Origin of the sequence: Haloarchaeobius pelagicus, from assembly GCF_051207375.1 — an archaeon.
Lineage (GTDB): Archaea > Halobacteriota > Halobacteria > Halobacteriales > Natrialbaceae > Haloarchaeobius.
Window position 1 is genome coordinate 517,761 of sequence record NZ_JBPJZD010000001.1, and the last position, 17,795, is coordinate 535,555.

A 17,795-nucleotide genomic window follows, 5' to 3' on the forward strand; every position below is an offset into this window, starting at 1 on the left:
TGTGTGCCGTCAGTCGCGCCGACGACCGGCCACTGCGCGGTAGAGGTCGGTCGCGACCGGGAAGCCATCGATGACCCACAGGACGCCCACGGCGGCCACCAGACCCAGCTCGAACAGCAGGACACCGGAGAGCCCGCCGGTGAGCAGCTCGTGGAGGAATCGCATGAAGTAGCGCGAGGCGTTGGCGACGATGCCGCTGGTGGGTGCCCCCTCGCGCTCGAGGACGGGCCAGAGTACGGCGTGGACCCAGAACCCGTCACCGCGGATGGCCGGGTAGACGACGTCGCCGAGGAGGTGCGAGCCGTAGCCGACGGCGAACGCCCCGAACAGGTGGGGTCGGTCGACCCGGCGGGAGAGGAGCGACACGGCGGCGAGCAAGACGGGTGCGGCGAAGACGGAGTGAGCGACCGAGTAGCCGGTCGCGGTGATGTCGAACGTCCACGAGAGCGGCTTGTCGACGAGGTCGGGCAGCAGCGTCGCGAATCCGACCACGGCGACCGCGTCACCGCGTGGTGCAGCCCCCGTCGTGAAACGGACGGAGAGCGAGTACAGTACGTATCCGAACGCGAGGTGTTCCCATGGCCACATCGATGAATGTTCTCTTGGTCTGCTGTCGGCAGCCGGGTCGTCGATGACCGTCCCCGGGCGACGGTGCTGGTGTGTCGGTCGAACGCGACCGCCTCACGTGGTCCGGAGGGTGACCACCCGGTACGCGGTTTCCCGGGAGGGGTCGTCGGGCGCGTCGCCCCTGTAGAGCATGAAGACGACGCGAACGTTCTCATCGCTCGGCGGCGAGACGCTCACCGTCTCGCTGACGCGCTCGCCGTTCGCGGCGGTGAGGGTCGTGCGTGCGAGTTCACGCTGGGCCTCGACGACGACGGCTCCATCGGCGTTCTCGCTGACCCGCTGGACGGTCGTGACCATCGTGTACTCCTGCTCGCTCCCCTCGTGGTTCTCGACGAGGAGGGTCGGGTTCTCGTCGCTCTGGAGCACCGCGGCCTCCTGGACGCTCTGGCCCTCCGTGTCCACGGCGAACTCGGTGAACCCGCTGTCGGTGGGGCCGTAGGCGACCGCGAACCCGACGCTCCCGAGCGCCACGAGCACGCTCAGCACGAGCGCCACGTTGTAGACCGCGGTCGGGGAGCCCCCGTCGCGGAACGCGCTCTCCGTCTTCGTGAACAGGACCGACCTGATGGAGACCGACGGCGCGTAGCGGTCGGCGGCTGGCACTCGCCAGCGCCGGAAGAGGCTCAGGACGGCGAAGAAGCCGGTGAGTCCGGCCACTCCGACGAGGATGGGGAGGAGCGTGATTCCCCAGGGGGTGAAGTTCGCCACGAGGGCGACCAGTGCGACGATGGAGATGCTCAGTGCGACCGTGAGCCCGAAGCGTTCCGCCCCGAGCAGCCCGCCACCTTCCGGCGGTCGGTCCGTCCGTCCCCGGGGGAACAGCACGACCGTGATGGTGTATCCGGGCAGGAAGAGGACGAACAGGGCGGTCGCGAGGAGCCGGGCGACCGGGACGTTCAGGTAGATCGAGAACGCCCCGACCGCGGTAAGGGCGAGGACGACGAAGGCATCCAGGAACCACAGTTTCGTGCGACTCATTGTGTGTGCGTACTGGCCCGGGCGTGTTTATTACCGGTCGAGTAAGGGGGAGGGACGACGTGGGATGGTCGGGTGCGAGGCCGGGCATACCAGGGCTTAATCGGGGTGTAAACCGTTTTCTGCGGGCAACGTCTGGAACGGAGTGACACACTTACAAGGCGGGAGCCGGGACAGCCAGACATGGGAGAGCACGATGTCGTCTCGGCGGCACTCGCCGGAACCACGACCAGGGACGACCTGCGCGTCTCGCTGGTCATGATACTCGACGCTGCTGCCGAGAACGGTGTCGACCTCGACCAGGTGTTCGACGCGGTCGGTGCGGACGAGCTCGGGTCGATGGCCCCGTTCGAGCACGTCCCGGACGCGTCTGCCGAAGAATTCGACGAATAGGCGAGGCAGCGTCGCGCACATGCCGTCGGTTGCTGCACGCGGTGCGACGCGCGAGACGCGTCGCGCTATCGTCTGTGAGAAAACCGGGTCGTTCGTCCAGTCGCCGGAGACCAATCCGGCCCACACACCGAACTACTGCTCGTCAGCTTCGTGCACCGGGGGCCTCACGACGTCAGCTCGGGTTCGATGTGTTCGCGTTCCCATCGGAAGCGTTCCCGAATCGCCTCTACACCCTCCCCGGATATCTCGTAGAAGTTGGTCCGGCCGTCGATGCAGCCCTTCTCGACCAGTCCTTTCTCGACGAGTGTGTCCAGATTCCGGTAGAGACGGCCGTGTGGGAGCGACGTGTCGAGGGAGTCCTCGATCTCTTGTTTCAGGTCTCGACCACTCGGCTCGTCCATCTTGGTCAGCACGACGAGCAGGTTGTGTTGGAATCCGGTCAGGTCTGTCCTCATGTCTCTACCACCCTGTTCCGACCACCTACACAAATACCCGCTCGGCCGTTGCCGAACCTACACCATCGATAATCCGCGCAACTTTCCACCATGTCGTGTTTTGACACTGTATAATTCTGGCATGCTGGGGCGCGAATCCGGCGTTCGAGCGGCGACTCGTACTGTCTCGTCGCTTATGGCTCCTATATTTATCACGGGCCCGTCCGTCCCCTCCGGCATGTTCGGTACCAGCGGGATTCGCGGTGAGTTCGGGACGGAAGTGACGTGTGACCTCGCGCTCTCTGTCGGGCGCGCAGTCGCCTCTGCTGGCTACGAACGTGTGGTCGTCGGCCGTGACGCCCGCGAGAGCGGTGAACCGCTCCAGCAGGCGGTCGTCGCGGGCCTCCGCGAGTGCGGGGCGAACGTCGTCGACGTCGGACTCGCGGCGACACCGACGGTAGCACGGTCCATCGCTCGTCACGACGCGGACGCGGGCGTGGTCATCACTGCGTCGCACAACCCACCGCAGGACAACGGCATCAAGCTCTGGAACCCATCTGGGCAGGCGTTCGACACCGACCAGCGCGAGGAGATAACCCGGCGGGTCCGCGAGGACGACGTCGACGTGGCCGACTGGGCGGGCGTTGGCGACAGCGAACGGGACGAGACGGCTGTCGCTGCACACGAGCGCGCCCTCCGCGACGCCGTCAGCATCGACCACGAGCTCTCGGTCGTCGTCGACGCCGGGAACGGTCCCGGCGGGCTCACCGCGTCGGTCCTCCACGACCTCGGCTGTGACGTCCAGACGCTCAACGGGCAGCCCGACGGCCGGTTCCCCGGCCGACCCAGCGAGCCGACGGCGGAGAACTGCGAGAGCCTGACGCGACTCGTCGCGGAGACGGCGGCCGACCTCGGCATCGCCCACGACGGCGACGCCGACCGGATGATGGCCGTCACCGAGGACGGCGAGTTCGTCGCGGGCGACGTCCTCCTGGCACTGTTTGCCCGGGAGGCCGTCGGCGAGGGCGAACGAATCGCTGTCCCACTCGACACCAGCCTCGCCGTCGACGATGCGGTCTCCCCCCTGGGTGCGACGGTCGAACACACGAAGGTCGGGGACGTGTTCGTCGCCGAGGCCGCCACCGACCCCGCCGTCACCTTCGGCGGCGAACCCAGCGGGGCGTGGATCTGGCCCGACGAAACCCTGTGTCCCGATGGCCCGCTGGCCGCGTGCAAACTCGTCGAACTCGTCGCCCGGAACGACTCGCTCGGCGCGCTCGTCGACTCGGTGGACACCTACCCCATCCGCCGTGACAGCATCGAGACGCCCGAGAAGGGGGCCGCCATGCGTGAGGTCGAGTCGGCCATCCGTGTGGAGTACGAGACGGTGAACGACCTCGACGGGATCCGTGTCGACACCGACGACGGCTGGTTCCTCGTCCGCCCCAGCGGCACCCAGCCGCTCGTCCGCATCACGGCGGAAGCGCGGAGCGACGAGCGGGCCGACGACCTGTTCGAGTACGCCCGCCAACTGGTCACGGACGCGACGAGCGCGACGGCCGCGACGACGAGCCAGGACTGATTCTTCGGCCGGACGCCCGTCGGGGCACGTTTACCGTCTCGCTAGTAAACTGGGGTCCCCGCGTAGGCCGGTGTATGACCGGCGACCAACACAGACGACGCTTCCTCACCACGCTCGGGGCGGTCACCGTGACCAGCCTCGCGGGCTGCTCCAGTGGGAGTTCGACGGACGACCAGCCAGCCACGACCGACGCCACCGGCACCGCGACCCCCGACGACACGACGGGGCAGAGCGGCACGGAAACGTCAGGAACCGGCGAGAGACAGAAAGACGGGGCCGAAACGACGACGGAACCCCACACCGTCGAGTTCGAGTCGCCGGCGGGCACGACGGTGACCGGGACGCTCGCGGGCCGCGGGGACTGCGGCGTCGTCTTCGTTCCACAGATTAACCTGGACCGCGAGAGCTGGCGGCCACAGCGAGAGCGATTCGCGGCTGCCGGCCACCGCGTGCTCACCATCGACGAGGGTGAGCGAAAGACCGCGGCGGTCAGGGGCGCGGTCCAGTACCTCCAGTCGGCACACGGTATCCAGTAGCTCGTGCTCGTGGGCGCGAGCTCCGGCGGCGAAGCGGTCGTCGAGGCCGCTGCAGCCGAGCTGGCGGTCGATGCGGTCGCGGTACTCTCGCCCGCTGGCGGCAGCGACGCCGCGGGGTCTCTCGACGCGCGCCTGCTCGTGGTCGTCAGCGACGGCGACGAGGACCGGTTCGTCCGGACCGCGACGGACATCCACGAGGGCGCGGCGGAACCGAAGGAACTCGTGACCTACGATGGGGCGGCCCATGGACAGGGGCTCTTCGAGAGCGAGCACGGTGACCGGCTGCGCCAGACGCTCGACGAGTTCGTCACGACGGCCTGCGGCGATGCCTGATGAGCTGACCACTGTTCGGCGCTTACGGTGGAATTAATCTCGACTGGGACGTGGGACGGCCGCGTTATGCAGCTCGTAGTAATGCGATACCGGGTCCTTCACACAACTGCCGGTGGCAGACACTGGCGAGGTGAAAGCCCTCACTAGTCGTCGCCCATCAACCCACATCGCCCCTCGTGAACCGGGAGTTGCCCACCTCCCGACGTGCACGCGTCCATCCCCCCACCGGACGACCGATCCGCGATGTGGCGGGCACCCCAACCATCCATCTTCTCGTATCCAATTTTTGCCGTATCGTCCCAGCAGAGCGTGGCCATCGCTTAACGCATCGATAACAAAAGGGTACTCTTGCGAATGCGTGAACGATGCAAGCAGTCATTCTCGCAGCTGGCAAAGGAACGCGGATTCGCCCACTCTCGGACAACGTGCCCAAGCCGATGGTCCCCACGGCTGACGGGCCACTCGTCGAGCGAACCGTCGAGGCAGCGGTCGATGCCGGCGCGGACGAGCTCCTCGTCGTTGTCGGGTACGAGGGCGAGGCGGTCCGAGAGTACTTCGGCGACGAGTACAAGGGGACACCGATCCGCTACGCGGTCCAGGAGGAACAGCGCGGGACCGCACACGCGGTCGCCGCCGCCGCAGAGTACATCGACGGCCCCTTCGCCGTCCTGAACGGCGACAACTGTTTCGACACGGAGAGCATCGCCGAGCTGTTCGAGCGACGGCCGAGCGTGCTCTCGTACCGGGCCGACGACCCGTCGGCCTACGGCGTCCTCGACACCGAGGACGGGACCGTGACAGGGGTCGTCGAGAAACCGGACGACCCACCCGGTAACCTCGTCAACGCGGGCGCGTACGTCTTCCCCGAGGCTGCCCGCGACTGGCTCGACGTCGGCGAGAGCGAGCGCGGCGAACACGAGATCACCGACGTGCTCGAACGCGTCATCGAGCAGTTCTCGGTCACACCCGTCGAGGTCGACCGCTGGCTCGACGTGGGGCGGCCGTGGGAGCTGCTCGAAGCGAACGAGACGTACCTCGCAGAGCTGGACTCGCGCATCGAGGGCGAGGTCAGCGACGACGCACACCTCGAGGGTACCGTCGTCGTCGAGGAGGGCGCGACCATCAAGCCCGGGGTCGTCATCGAGGGGCCGGTCCTCGTGCGCTCCGGGGCGACGGTCGGGCCCAACGCCTACGTCCGCGGTGCCACGCTCATCGACGAGGGTGCGACGGTCGGCAACGCCGTCGAGGTGAAAAACAGCGTGGTCGGGAAGCGCTCCAGCGTTGCCCACCTCTCCTATGTCGGTGACAGCGTCCTCGGGCGCGACGTGAACTTCGGCGCGGGGACGACCGTCGCCAACCTGCGCCACGACGACGAACCCGTCCGGCACACGGTCAAGGGCGACCGCGTCTCGACCGGCCGGCGGAAGTTCGGCGTCGTGGTCGGCGACGGCGTGAAGACCGCCATCGACACGAGCCTGAACGCCGGCGTCACGCTCTCGACCGGGGCGACGACCGAACCAGGCGAGACCGTCACGCGCGACCGGTAAGTGATGTCCCGGCCCTCCATCACGAACCGGCCCCCTACCGGGAACCAGCCCAGCAGCCCGACCCCGGGCACCGACACCGGCACTCCAACACATGAGTCGTAACATCGTCACCGCGTTCCTGTCCACTATCGGGAGCCGACTCGTCGGCCTCCTCGTGACCGCCGCAGTGACACCGCTACTCATCCACTTCCTCGGCGTCGGCACCTACGGCGAGTACGCGACCATCATGTCGGTGTTCGCCCTGCTCACCATCTTCATGAGCTCGGGGACGAACAGCGGCGTGAAGAAGTACATCGCCGAGGAACGCTCGATGCATCGCTGGAAGGACCACGTCTTCGGCTACTACTTCCGACTCGCGACCCTGCTGGCGGTGCTCACCGCCATCGGGTTCGCGGTCGCCTCCTACACCGGCCTCGTCGCGATGGTCTGGGGCGAGACGTTCGAGCCGTACTTCTACCTGCTCGGCGCGATGGCGCTGGCGGTCCAGTACCGCGAGTACATCCGGCGGACGCTGATGGGGCTCAAGCTCGAACACGTCTCCGAGCCGTTGACGGTCCTCTACCGGGTCGTCTTCGGCATCGGCGGCGTGACGCTCGCCGCGCTGGAGTTCGGGGTCCCCGGCCTCATCGTCGCCCAGATACTCGCCAGCCTCGTGGCGGTCGGTGTCGGGCTGGCCGTGGTGCGGAGTCGACTGTCGCTCGACACCATCGTGGACACGACGCCCTCGCAGTTCCCCCGCTCGGACCTGTTCAACTTCAACCACCTCACCATCGCGTACGTCTTCTTGCTCACCTCGCTGTACCACATCGACGTGCTGATGCTGGGGTCGTTCAAGAACAGCGAGCTGGTCGGCTACTACAAGGCGGCGCTCGTGCTGGTGCAGTTCCTCTGGATACTCCCCCAGTCGGTCCAGGGCGTGATGATACAGTCCACCTCTGACCTGTGGGAGCAGGGCAAGACCGACCGCATCACCGACCTCGCCTCGCGGACCACCCGGTACGTCCTGCTGTTGACCCTGTTGCTGGCCCTCGGTATGGCCGCACTGGCCTCCTCGTTCGTCCCGCTGTACCTCGGCGAGAAGATGACGCCCGCGGTCACCCCGCTGCTGTTGCTGTTGCCCGGGACCGTCGCGTTCGCGGTCGCCCGGCCGCTACTGGCAATCAGTCACGCGAAGGGCGACGTGAAGGTGCTCATCGCGGCGACCTGGGCGTCCGCGACGCTGAACTTCGCGCTGAACCTGAACCTCATCCCGGCGTACGGGATGGTCGGCGCGGCCGTCGCCACGACCATCGGCTACGGCTCGCTGCCGCTGTTCAACGCGGTCGCCGCCCGCGACCTCGGCTACGACCCGCTCGAGGACCTTCGACTGGTTCGTGTCGGCCTGACCGCGGGCATCGCGGCGGTACCCATCTACTTCCTGCCGCGGCTGATTCCCAACGACATCCTGGCTCTCGTGGTCGTCCCCGTCGTCGGGTTCGTCGTCTACGCAGTGGCCGCGGTGGTGACCGGCGCGGTCGATATCGACGAGGTGCTCGACTTCCTCTCGTCGCTGCCAGGCCCCATCGGTGAGGCGGCGAGCAACCTCGCGGGCCGGTTGAACGGAAACTCACCGATCAAGCAGAAGGCTCCAGACGTGAGCGACCGGATGGAGCAGATACTCGTCCTCGCGGGTATCGTACTCATCGCGTCCGCGGCGGCGGTGCTGTCCGGTGCTGCGGGAGTCTGAGCGACGCGGGGAAACGGTCAGCTCGTCACGCGCTCGATGAGCGCAGAAAGGGTCTCCTGGACCGGCGACCGCCGGTCGTATATCGGCTCGTCCTCGGTCTCCTCGAGCAGTTGCGGGACGTGCTCGCGGACGGACTCGGTTCGGTGGTCTTCGCGCTTGTCCGTCTCGACTTCGATCGCCGTCTGCATCAGTGACCGGTGGGACCGGTTGCGCAGGAGGTTCAACAGCGCGAGCATCTGCGACTCGCGTTCGTCGGGCTCCCAGATGCCGTCGGCGCTGAAGTGCTGTTCCGGGCGACGGAGCTGCGAGACGAGGTCGCCGGCCAGGGCCGTCCGCAGCCAGCGGGTGTAGCGCTGGCGGAAGACCGCCACGCAGACCTCCTGCCAGTGCGCACGAAGCGTCTCCCGGTCCGCGGTCAGGTCGGCGACGTGGTTCAGGTACGCGAGCCGGTCGCCCGGGTCGACACGTGTCCCTGCCTTGTCGACCGTCTCGTCGACGGTCTCCGTGGGGATGAGGTCGATGCCCACGAGTTCGTCGCCGGCGAACTCGACCTCGATGGCGAGCCCCCACTGGGTCTTCGGGCGCTCGGGCATCGGGAACAGGAAGTTGCCGAGGCTGTAGAATATCGGCACGTCGTCGTACACCTCCCAGCCCTGGGGGACGTGCGGGTGGTGACCGACGACCAGGTCCGCGCCGGCGTCGACGAACTCGCGGAGGCGCTCCTGCCGGTGCAGCGGCGGGAGTGGCACGTACTCCACCCCACCGTGGGCCGCGACGATGGTCACGTCGGCTTCGGCGGCAGCGACACGGTCGAGTGCCCCGTCGTCACCGAGCCAGGCGGTGCCGGGCTCGTCGCCGTTGGCGATACCGAACTCGCGCTCGCAGAGACTGAACACGGCGACCGAGGTCCCGTCGACGTCGAACCGGGCCGGCATCATCGCCGCTGACTCGCTCTCGCCAGCGCCACAGGTCTCCAGCCCGACCCTGTCGCAGGTGTCCATCGTGGCCCGGAGACCGTCCTCGCCGTAGTCCATCAGGTGGTTGTTCGCCAGCGTCGCCACGTCGAAGCCGGCCGCCCGGAGCACGTCCGGAACGTCCGGGTCGACGGTCAGGGTCGGCCCCGACTTCGAGAGCGGTTCGCCGGCACCGGCGACCGGTGCTTCGAGGTTGACCATCGAGAGGTCGGCAGCACGGATCTGGGAGCTGAGCGGCTGGGCGACGGGTGCGTCCCTCGCCGACCGGTCGCGGTACTTCACGTCGCCGGCGGCAAAGAGCGACCACGTCTCCCCCGCCGATTCGTCTGCGAGTTCGATACGGTCCCGCGCCGGCGACTCATCGGTCGCGTCTCGCCAGTCCCGAGTCTTCATGCTAGACCGGTGTGTTGCGGGCGAAAAAACACCCGACGACCGTCCCGGTCCTTAGCGTGTCGATAACAATGTTCCGGGCGTACGGAGGCTGAGTCGAGACATCTGTGTGCCGACATAGCCCGTCCAGACGAGACGTACCGCCCACGAACACGCCACGGATCCACGGGCTGCGACCGCCCGGTTGCGGAGGTGTGTACGGATGACATCGTCCCAGCGGAGCCTCGCCCTCCTCGGTATCCTGTTCCTCTTCGTCGGCGTTGCCGTTGCGGCCATCCCGGCTGGTCCGCTCGGGGTCCTCGATGGCGATAGAGGCGCAGGAACTGACGCGCCGACCAGCCAGCCAGAGACGAGTCCGGAGTCGACTGCGACGAGCACGCAGACGGCGACGGCTGGCGAGACGGATTCTGAGACCGCGACGCAGTCCTCGACGCAGACGACCACCTCGGGGGCAACGACCACGACCACGTCGGAGCCGACGACGACGCAGACGACTACCACCACGTCGGAACCGACCGCGACACAGACGACTACCACCACGTCGGAACCGACCGCGACGCAGACGAGTACCACCACGTCGGAACCGACGGCGACGCAGACGAGTACCACCACGTCGGAACCGACGGCGACGCAGACGAGTACCACCACGTCGGAGCCGACGGCGACGCAGACGACTACCACCACGTCGGAACCGACGGCGACGCAGACGAGTACCACCACGTCGGAACCGACGGCGACGCAGACGACTACGTCGACCTCAACCTCCACGTCGACATCGACGTCGACCACCACGCCCACGTCGACCACCACGCAGACGACTACCACCACCTCGACATCCACGTCGACCACGACTTCTACGTCGACCACGACCTCCACCTCGACCACCACGACGGACGATTCGACGTCGCTCATCTCGACGGTAATCGACGTCGGCTGGTTCTTCTGACACCCTGCTGCTGTTCTCCATCGCAGTCGAATCCCCGTAGCGCGAACAGGAGCCTGCGATACGTCTCGAGATGCGTGCAGTGTCACTCTTCACAGTCTTCTGGCTGGTAGTTTCCCGGAGCCGCCCTGACCCAGTGATACTGGATAGATCCCTCCTGGCCGTCCTTCTCGTGGCTCTCCTCGCTGGCTGCAGCGGCCTCTCCGGAGAGGCGACGCCACCGTGTCCGCTCCGGCGGTCGAAGACCGGTGGGAGTATCGACTCGTCGTCGAGAGCGACTACGGCGCGACCCGGGAGTTCACCGTGACGGTGACCCGGTGTACGAACTCACGATGACGCCGGTAGTAGATGGCCAACTGCAAACGACGCTCGACACGACCCCACAGCACGGCGGTAGCTACAGCTCTGGAGAACGGTGTCCCGGTTCGGGAATGGCGGAACCGAGGTCTATGGCTGTGGGGGGACTGTCGCCTGTCACGAGCAGGCGGACGATTGCGGGACCGGTGAGTGAGGGTGCGAGAACAGAACTCCGTCAGGATGGGTGCGGTAGCTGCGCGGGCGGTCTGTCAGTGACGCCTGCTCGTCACTCGAGGTAGCCGAGGTCGCTCAGGCGGTTCTCGACCGCCGCCTCGGGTGAGTCCCGGTCGTCCTGCGTCTCGGCGGAGCGGTACGCATGCCCGCCGACGTCCTCGACGACCGGCAACACGTCGCCGTCCATGCGTTCGTTGTACGGGACGCCGAGCGCCGACAGGATGGTCGGCGCGACGTCGAACAGGTGGGCGGCAGAGAGGTCGGCATCGGCGTCGATGCCGTCGCCCCATGCGGTGATGATGCCGTCGAGTTTGTGGTTGAACGTCTCCGTCGGGTCGGCGAAGTACTCGCCGCGGATCTGGTCCGAGAGGAAGTAGTCGAAGTTCCGCGGGATGGTGACGATGTCGACGGCGTCCTCGGTGTACTTGCCGTCGAAGTACTGCTCCCGTGGCGCGACCTCGTCGAAGACGGGGTTGCCGTCGGGGTCGGTCACCGACCGCAGCGACTCGATGACCTCGGCGCGCACGTCGTCGTATTCGTCGGGGGGAACGATGCCCTCTGGCTCGCGCCCCTCGACGTTGAGGCGGACGCCGAGTTCGGTTCGCGAGCGCAGGTACGCGATGGAGTTGGGGAAGTCGACCTGCTTGTTCCCGGTGCGGGCCACGTCCTCGGGGGCGTATCGCATCGCGACCTCGTCGAGGTTGACCGTCTCGAGCGCCTGCCGGATGCGGCTCGCGGTGAGACCCATCTTGGCCGCGCCGGAGGCCATCTTCTCGATGAGACCCGGCTCCCAGGAGTCGACGTCCTTGCCCTCGCGCAGCTCGTTCCGGATGGGGTTCCACGACGGCATGCCCTTGCCGCCGTTCGTGACCTCGACGAAGCCCTCGTCGTCGAGGTAGTCGTTGACGCGGAACTCGTAGCCCTCGTACTTGCCCATGCCGTGGTCGCTCGCCACGAACACGGTGTCTGGGTCGTGTTCCTCGATGATCTTCCGGACCTGCCTGTCCGTCTCGTCGTACACAGTCCGGATCTTCTCCCAGTCGCCGCCGAACTCGTGGAACACGGTGTCGGTCTTCTGGAACTGGACGAAGCCGAAGTCGGGCTCGTGCTCGTCGGCGAGATAGCGGAACGCCTCGCCGCGCATCCGGACCAGACTGCGGTACTCCTCCATCTTCTCGGCCTCCGTGTAGTCGGTGTCGCCGCGAGAGTAGTTGGGATACACGCGGTACTCACCGAGCTCGTCGCGGACCTCCTCGAGGGTGCCCTGGGGGTGGCAGGTCGGGTCCTCCGGCCCGATGAAGCCGGGCACGATGGCACCGTCGATATCAGCCGGCGGGTGCGTGACCGGTGCGTTCACCACGACGCTGCTCATGCCGTGTTCGTCGAGGATCTCCCAGAGGGTGAGCTCGTCGATGTGGTCGGCACTGCTGACGTGCCAGTCGTAGCCGTCGTAGGAGACGAAGCCGAACACGCCGTGCTTCCCGGGGTTGACGCCGGAGTACATCGAGGGCCAGGCGCTGGGGGTCCACGGCGGAATCTGGGACTCGAGGGGTCCCACCGCACCGTCCTCGTTCAATCGCTCCAGCGTCGGAATCGTGTCCGTCTCCGCGAGCCGGTCGAACACCGGCAGACAGCCCGCGTCGATACCGATCAGCAGAACGTCGAGGCCATCATCACTCATCGGTGGCCTCCGATCCTGTCATCGGTTCGCCGACTACTCGTGCGCCGTCGTCTCTTCGTGTCGGTACTTGTCGTCGGTTCATGTGTGTGCCTTCGGGAGAAATCCATTTTATTATCGGATACGTAAGGAACCGTCCCGGTATCGATACAATCGGCCTAAGCGCCGAAATCGGCGGGACTGGTGGGGTCTTGCCGGAACGACCATCATCGACCATCGGTCGGTAGTCGTCCGTTGCCCGGGGGGCGTCGAAATCGACGACCGACCGAGTCCATCCGGGCTGGTTATTCGACGGTAACGCTCTTCGCGAGGTTGCGCGGCTTGTCGATGGGGCGGCTCAGGTCCTCGGCCGCGTAGTACGAGAGGAGCTGGAGCTGGACGTTGGCGAGCAGGCCGACCCACTCCGGCTCCGAGGACGGCACCTGTAGGTGCGCGTCGGCGAACTCCAGGGAGGGGTGGTCCGCCGGTGCGACCGAGACGATGGGCGCGCCGCGGGTCTGGGCCTCCTTCGCGTTGTTGAGCGTCTTGCGGTCCTGTTCCTCGTCGCCGGTGAACACCGCGAAGACGGGCGTCCGGTCGGTGATGAGTGCGAGTGGCCCGTGTTTCAGTTCGCCCGCCGCGAAGCCCTCCGCGTGCTCGTAGGTGATCTCCTTGAACTTCAACGCGCCCTCCATCGCGACCGCGTTCGCGATACTGCGCCCGATGAAGAAGTACGCGTTGTGGTCGCTGTAGCGCTTGGCCAGCTGCTTGGCGGCCGAGAAGTCGAGCACCTGCTCGATGTGCTTGGGGAGGTCCTGCAGCGACGCGAGGAACTCGCCCATGTTGTCGCGGGGGGACGCGTCAGGGACGTCCTCGAGGATGCGCTGACTCAGCAGGGCGAGCGAGACGACCTGCGAGGAGAAGGTCTTCGTCGCGGCGACGCCGATCTCGGGGCCGGCTCGAATGAACATCGTCTCGTCGGACTCGCGGGCTGCCGTCGAGCCGACGACGTTTGTCACGGTGAGGACGGACGCGCCCTTCTCCTGTGCCTGGCGGAGCGCGCTGAGGGTGTCGGCCGTCTCGCCGCTCTGGGTGACCGCGATGACGAGCGTGTCCTCGTCGATGATGTCCCTCTGGAGCCCGTACTCGCTGGCGCGATAGGCGTTGGCCGTGATGCCACCGTTGCTCAGCATCGTGGCACCGTACATCGCCGCGTGGTAGGAGGTCCCGCAGGCGACGAAGTGGACGTCGCCGATGTCGGTGAACGACCCCGGCGGGAAGTCCTCGAGGACGACCTCCTCGTTCTCGGGGTCCGCACGGCCCTGGATGGTGTTCGACAGGGCCGTCGGCTGGTGGTTGATCTCCTTGAGCATGTAGTGGTCGTAGACGCCCTTCCCGGTCTCGCTGGGGTCCCAGTCGACGGTCTGGACCTCGCGCGTGACGGGCGAACCGTCGATGTTCGTCAGCGACAGGTCGCCGTCCTTGACGACGACGACGTCGCCGTCTTCGAGGTACATCACGTCGTCCGTGTAGTCCAGGAACGCCGGGACGTCGCTCGCGAGGTAGTAGGCGTCGTCGTCGACGCCGACGACCAGCGGCGACCCCTGCCGGGCCGCGAAGATGGAATCGTGCCCGTCGAAGATGGCGGCGATGGCGTAGCTTCCCTCGAGCTGCTGGACGCTCTTCCGGAACGCGACCTCGGGGTCGTCGGTCTTCTCGAGGTGCTCGTCGACGAGGTGGGGGATGACCTCGGTGTCGGTGTCGCTCGTGAACTCGTGGCCCCTGGCTTCGAGGTCGGCGCGAAGCTCGCTGTAGTTCTCGATGATGCCGTTGTGGACCACCGCCACGTTCTCACCCGCGGGGGTATGCGGATGCGCGTTCTCGTCGGTCGGCGGGCCATGCGTGCTCCAGCGGGTGTGTCCGATACCCATATCTGCGGGCTTTTGCAGCGGGATCTCCTCTTTCAGGTCGGAGACGCGCCCCGAGCGCTTGTGGACCTCCACACCGGACCCGTTCTGGATGGCGACGCCGGCCGAGTCGTAGCCTCGGTATTCGAGGTTCTCGAGGCCGGTGATGAGTCGGTCCACGGACCGACTGGTACCGACACACGCGATGATGCCACACATCAGTGGCTCACCTCGGTCGGGTCGTCGACCAGGACTGGCTGGTACACCCGGCGGCTCCAGAGCGGTTCGGAACGGTTCGCGTCGGCCTCGCTGTCGGTGCGAGGGGTCGGTTCGGTGTCTGTATTTTCGATCATGGTTCGAGTGGTTTCCCGCCAGAGCCACGATAGGGTCGCGGGGACGATTCCAGCCTACACAACCCCGGAGGTTTACTATAGACCGGTTAAGCGAGTTGTTAGTACGGCGGTAAGCACCGGCCTGATATTGCAGCGTCAGACGCGGGACTGACACGGCGTCGTTCACATCGTTCACTCGATTCACCGAGCGGCTGGCCTCGGCCGAGGCGGCTTCGGACCGAGAACCGACTGGCGTCCCCGCTCGCATGGTGGCACAGCCGGATTCTACGTCACGGCGGGGCCGTCAGGCGTGGTTGCCGCGGTCGTGAAACAGTACGGGAGATACGGGGAGGGCGTCGACCGGGACAATCCAGACAGCGAGAGTGTCCTGGCTGTTCGTCCCCGAGTGACGGGGGAGCGGTCTGGCTGGCTGTTGCCGCCACTGTCGGTGCGCAGCAGATACGACGCCGTGACCGCGGTCGAAGAGACTACTAGCGGCTTCGGCCGGACTGCCAACCAGAGGGTGCCGGAGACGTCAGAAGAAGGGTTTGGAGCTCTCGGGCTGGTCTTCCGGGAGGGTGATGAGGTTCTCCCGACCGACGCTTATCTTGCGAATCTCGTCCTCGCTCTCCATCCTGGAGAGGAGCCGACTCACCTTCGACTTCGACCAGTCGGTCTGTTCGATGATCTCCTTCTGCTGGAGCCGCCCGCCGTTCTCGCGGAGGATCTGGCAGACCTTCTCCTCGTCCGTGAGGACGGGGGCCGAGGTGGGGTTCGGGCCGATGGTGTCAGCGTCGGGCGGGCCGGGCGGCCCCCGCCCGACCGCCGGAGGCTCGACGCCGGGGTCGGGCGAGTCGTCGTCACGACCGACGTAGCGTTCCAGCCTCCCGGGGACAGCTGCGGGGTCGATGCGCCCGGTGTAGACGAGCCGGACGAACACGACCACCAGCACCAGGAGACCGATGTACGCGAGGGGTGAGATGATGCTGGTCGGGTTCGACCCGATGTCGGCTTCGGTCTCGTCGCTCAGGAGGTCGCCGTCGGTGTCGGCGGCCGTCGGATCGGTGCCGAGTTCGTATTCGCGGGCGTCACCGAGGCCGTCGCCGTCGGTGTCGGCGGCGGTGGGGTCGCTCCCCCACTTGAGTTCGTCGTAGTCGGAGATGCCGTCACCGTCGGTGTCCTTCTTCCGGGGGTTGGTCCCGAGGTTCCGCTCGGCGGCGTCCGTGAGGTTGTCACCGTCGGTGTCGGCTGCGGTCGGGTCGAGTCCGTGCTCGAGTTCGAAGCCGTCGGTGAGGTTGTCACCGTCGGTGTCGGCCGTCGTGGGGTCGGTGCCGGCCGATATCTCCTGTGCGTCACGCGCGCCGTCGTCGTCGGAGTCGGGGTTCAGGGGGTCGGTCCCGTACTCGTTGACCTCGGGACCGTCCTCCAGGGTGTCGCCGTCCGTGTCGACCGCGGTGAGGTTCGTCCCGTGTTCCAGTTCGGCGATGTTGGTCAGCCCATCACCGTCGACGTCGCCGCTTTTCGAGAGAACGAACACCTGTACCGAACTCTCGTCGAGCACGGTCGTCTCGTTCGCGACGGTGACCGTGACGCGCTGTTTCCCGGTGCCGTTGAACGGCCACTGGTCGGCAGTGAGCGTCACCGTCGAGCCGTTCTCGGTGACCGTCGTCTCCACACACGGCCCCGTGATGGGCTCGCCAGCGGCGGTGTCATCGGACGTCGAATCGGAGGTGTTCGACCGGGCCTGTCTGAGACACACCTCCAGTGGCTGGCCGGCATCGTCCGTGGTGTCGGACTGCAGCTTGACCGTGACGGTCTGTTCGGCGTCCTGCCAGAGGAAGACCCGGTCGCCGCTACCGTTGTAATCGACGACGGCGGGGCCGGAGAGACCGACGTTCTGGATGCTCGTGTCGGCCGCGGGTGCTGTGCCAGCCTGTACGGGGGAGACGGCGACGGCCCCGACGACCAGCAAGCATGCTACCAGCCGATAGAGTGTCGTTCGTCTACTCATCGCTCCAGTCGTCGCGTGAATATGTCAGGGCCATGGTCGTATGCGTCTCCGTCGACAGGGGGCGACTCAGTCACTTCCCGCGGTTGACTGGCGTGCAGAGAACGCGTTCGCACCCGAGAGGGAGCCGAACAGCGCCAGCATCCCGACCGCCAGCAGCTCGCTCGACAGGCCGACGAGTTCGAGCTGGGTTCCGAGGAACAGCATCGCGGCGACCCCGGTCGCGGCCAGGTAGTAGGACGCCCAGTCGCGGTCGGTGTCCGTCTCCGCCGGGGCCTCCTCCGTCCCGGTGGGGTTGTCGAGGTACGGCATCAGTTCCTCGGCGAGCGGGCGACGTTCGACGATGCCGCGGTCCTGGTTGTAGTCGATCACGCCTTCGTTGTCGAGCGCGGGGAGATGGGACTGATAGAGGGCGATGTAGACGCGCTGACGCTCTTTCGATGTGAGGCGCTGTACCGTCGTGTCGTGCTCCCACGCGGCGACCTGCTCTGCGATGTCACGCATGCGGACGGGCCCGTCGGTATCCTGCAGGTAGCGAAGGACGCTCCGCCGCCGGCGGTTCTGGAGCAGATGGAACATATCGTCCTTGGTGAACTCGTCGTCCTCGTCACTCAGGAGCTCGTCGGGGACCTCGTTTTCGTGTTCGCTGTCGTTTGCTGCGGCACTCATTGTCTCGACCGATACATTCGGCACACCGATAATAAACGTAGACTTCCGTCCCGACAGTTTTCTTAGGATTAGTCTGTTCCGGACTGTTTCCAAGGGGTGAAACTGAATGCAACTGTCCGAAATCTGTACAGAGGGGCGCTAACAGGTGTGTGGAGTCTTCGGGCGGCTAATGGTAATCGTTCTGAACAAACGGCGTCCCGATTCGGCTTAAGACGGAACCAATCTGGACCG

General features: G+C 66.6%; 16 protein-coding genes. 6 read left to right on the forward strand and 10 right to left on the reverse strand.

Annotation, left to right across the window (positions count from 1 at the left end; all coding sequences use genetic code 11):
* Window positions 1–9: 9 nt before the first annotated feature.
* The gene (locus ACSC1S_RS02725; RefSeq protein ID WP_435363051.1) at window positions 10–588 is read right to left on the reverse strand and encodes a metal-dependent hydrolase; all 579 of its coding nucleotides are present in this window, start codon (window positions 586–588) and stop codon (window positions 10–12) included.
* Window positions 589–681: 93 nt separating this feature from the next.
* The gene (locus tag ACSC1S_RS02730; protein WP_435363052.1) at window positions 682–1,605 is read right to left on the reverse strand and encodes a DUF8471 domain-containing protein; all 924 of its coding nucleotides are present in this window, start codon (window positions 1,603–1,605) and stop codon (window positions 682–684) included.
* A gap of 180 nt (window positions 1,606–1,785) precedes the next feature.
* Here ACSC1S_RS02730 and ACSC1S_RS02735 point away from each other — a divergent pair, with 180 nt between their 5' ends.
* On the forward strand, window positions 1,786–1,995 hold the full coding sequence (locus ACSC1S_RS02735) for a hypothetical protein (RefSeq protein WP_435363053.1): 210 nt from the start codon (window positions 1,786–1,788) through the stop codon (window positions 1,993–1,995).
* Between the two features lie 164 nt (window positions 1,996–2,159).
* Here ACSC1S_RS02735 and ACSC1S_RS02740 read toward each other — a convergent pair whose 3' ends face one another.
* Complete coding sequence (locus ACSC1S_RS02740; protein WP_435363054.1) at window positions 2,160–2,450, reverse strand: PadR family transcriptional regulator; 291 nt, start codon at window positions 2,448–2,450, stop codon at window positions 2,160–2,162.
* Window positions 2,451–2,667: 217 nt separating this feature from the next.
* On the opposite strand from ACSC1S_RS02740, the gene glmM reads away from it, so the two are divergent.
* The 5 genes from glmM (at window position 2,668) to ACSC1S_RS02765 (ending at window position 8,153) form a co-directional block, all read left to right on the forward strand.
* The gene (glmM, locus tag ACSC1S_RS02745; RefSeq protein WP_435363055.1) at window positions 2,668–4,011 is read left to right on the forward strand and encodes a phosphoglucosamine mutase; all 1,344 of its coding nucleotides are present in this window, start codon (window positions 2,668–2,670) and stop codon (window positions 4,009–4,011) included.
* A 74-nt stretch (window positions 4,012–4,085) separates the two neighbouring features.
* On the forward strand, window positions 4,086–4,547 hold the full coding sequence (locus tag ACSC1S_RS02750) for a hypothetical protein (protein ID WP_435363056.1): 462 nt from the start codon (window positions 4,086–4,088) through the stop codon (window positions 4,545–4,547).
* 9 nt (window positions 4,548–4,556) lie between these two features.
* Window positions 4,557–4,880: an alpha/beta hydrolase family protein gene (locus tag ACSC1S_RS02755; RefSeq protein ID WP_435363057.1), complete on the forward strand. Its 324-nt coding sequence runs from the start codon at window positions 4,557–4,559 to the stop codon at window positions 4,878–4,880.
* A gap of 365 nt (window positions 4,881–5,245) precedes the next feature.
* Window positions 5,246–6,427 (forward strand): bifunctional sugar-1-phosphate nucleotidylyltransferase/acetyltransferase, encoded by a 1,182-nt coding sequence (gene glmU / locus ACSC1S_RS02760; RefSeq protein WP_435363058.1) that lies wholly within the window; start codon window positions 5,246–5,248, stop codon window positions 6,425–6,427.
* 91 nt (window positions 6,428–6,518) lie between these two features.
* The gene (locus tag ACSC1S_RS02765; protein ID WP_435363059.1) at window positions 6,519–8,153 is read left to right on the forward strand and encodes a lipopolysaccharide biosynthesis protein; all 1,635 of its coding nucleotides are present in this window, start codon (window positions 6,519–6,521) and stop codon (window positions 8,151–8,153) included.
* Between the two features lie 17 nt (window positions 8,154–8,170).
* Here the strand turns inward: ACSC1S_RS02765 and ACSC1S_RS02770 are convergent, their stop codons facing one another.
* From ACSC1S_RS02770 to ACSC1S_RS02800, 7 genes are all read right to left on the reverse strand, one after another.
* Complete coding sequence (locus tag ACSC1S_RS02770) at window positions 8,171–9,520, reverse strand: CapA family protein (protein WP_435363060.1); 1,350 nt, start codon at window positions 9,518–9,520, stop codon at window positions 8,171–8,173.
* Between the two features lie 51 nt (window positions 9,521–9,571).
* A complete protein-coding gene (locus tag ACSC1S_RS02775; protein WP_435363061.1) occupies window positions 9,572–10,429 on the reverse strand; it encodes a hypothetical protein in 858 nt (285 codons plus the stop codon).
* 614 nt (window positions 10,430–11,043) lie between these two features.
* Window positions 11,044–12,672 carry an alkaline phosphatase family protein gene (locus ACSC1S_RS02780; RefSeq protein WP_435363062.1) on the reverse strand — a complete coding sequence of 543 codons (1,629 nt, stop codon included), beginning with the start codon at window positions 12,670–12,672 and terminating at the stop codon, window positions 11,044–11,046.
* 281 nt (window positions 12,673–12,953) lie between these two features.
* Window positions 12,954–14,774: a glutamine--fructose-6-phosphate transaminase (isomerizing) gene (glmS, locus tag ACSC1S_RS02785; RefSeq protein WP_435363063.1), complete on the reverse strand. Its 1,821-nt coding sequence runs from the start codon at window positions 14,772–14,774 to the stop codon at window positions 12,954–12,956.
* The gene (locus ACSC1S_RS02790; RefSeq protein ID WP_435317306.1) at window positions 14,774–14,908 is read right to left on the reverse strand and encodes a hypothetical protein; all 135 of its coding nucleotides are present in this window, start codon (window positions 14,906–14,908) and stop codon (window positions 14,774–14,776) included. The genes glmS and ACSC1S_RS02790 overlap by 1 nt, the downstream gene beginning before the upstream one ends.
* Window positions 14,909–15,422: 514 nt before the next feature.
* Window positions 15,423–16,898, reverse strand: coding sequence for a helix-turn-helix transcriptional regulator (locus ACSC1S_RS02795; RefSeq protein ID WP_435363064.1), 1,476 nt, complete (start codon window positions 16,896–16,898; stop codon window positions 15,423–15,425).
* A gap of 66 nt (window positions 16,899–16,964) precedes the next feature.
* Window positions 16,965–17,564, reverse strand: coding sequence for a DUF7344 domain-containing protein (locus ACSC1S_RS02800; RefSeq protein WP_435363065.1), 600 nt, complete (start codon window positions 17,562–17,564; stop codon window positions 16,965–16,967).
* Between the last annotated feature and the right edge of the window lie 231 nt (window positions 17,565–17,795).

Coding starts and splice junctions, on each gene's coding strand:
- ACSC1S_RS02725 (WP_435363051.1), bottom strand. CDS start 588: ATGTGGCCATGGGAACACCTCGCGTTCGGATACGTACTGTACTCGCTC.
- ACSC1S_RS02730 (WP_435363052.1), bottom strand. CDS start 1,605: ATGAGTCGCACGAAACTGTGGTTCCTGGATGCCTTCGTCGTCCTCGCC.
- ACSC1S_RS02735 (WP_435363053.1), top strand. CDS start 1,786: ATGGGAGAGCACGATGTCGTCTCGGCGGCACTCGCCGGAACCACGACC.
- ACSC1S_RS02740 (WP_435363054.1), bottom strand. CDS start 2,450: ATGAGGACAGACCTGACCGGATTCCAACACAACCTGCTCGTCGTGCTG.
- glmM (WP_435363055.1), top strand. CDS start 2,668: ATGTTCGGTACCAGCGGGATTCGCGGTGAGTTCGGGACGGAAGTGACG.
- ACSC1S_RS02750 (WP_435363056.1), top strand. CDS start 4,086: ATGACCGGCGACCAACACAGACGACGCTTCCTCACCACGCTCGGGGCG.
- glmU (WP_435363058.1), top strand. CDS start 5,246: ATGCAAGCAGTCATTCTCGCAGCTGGCAAAGGAACGCGGATTCGCCCA.
- ACSC1S_RS02765 (WP_435363059.1), top strand. CDS start 6,519: ATGAGTCGTAACATCGTCACCGCGTTCCTGTCCACTATCGGGAGCCGA.
- ACSC1S_RS02770 (WP_435363060.1), bottom strand. CDS start 9,520: ATGAAGACTCGGGACTGGCGAGACGCGACCGATGAGTCGCCGGCGCGG.
- ACSC1S_RS02775 (WP_435363061.1), bottom strand. CDS start 10,429: ATGAGCGACGTCGAATCGTCCGTCGTGGTGGTCGAGGTGGAGGTCGTG.
- ACSC1S_RS02780 (WP_435363062.1), bottom strand. CDS start 12,672: ATGAGTGATGATGGCCTCGACGTTCTGCTGATCGGTATCGACGCGGGC.
- glmS (WP_435363063.1), bottom strand. CDS start 14,774: ATGTGTGGCATCATCGCGTGTGTCGGTACCAGTCGGTCCGTGGACCGA.
- ACSC1S_RS02790 (WP_435317306.1), bottom strand. CDS start 14,908: ATGATCGAAAATACAGACACCGAACCGACCCCTCGCACCGACAGCGAG.
- ACSC1S_RS02795 (WP_435363064.1), bottom strand. CDS start 16,898: ATGAGTAGACGAACGACACTCTATCGGCTGGTAGCATGCTTGCTGGTC.
- ACSC1S_RS02800 (WP_435363065.1), bottom strand. CDS start 17,564: ATGAGTGCCGCAGCAAACGACAGCGAACACGAAAACGAGGTCCCCGAC.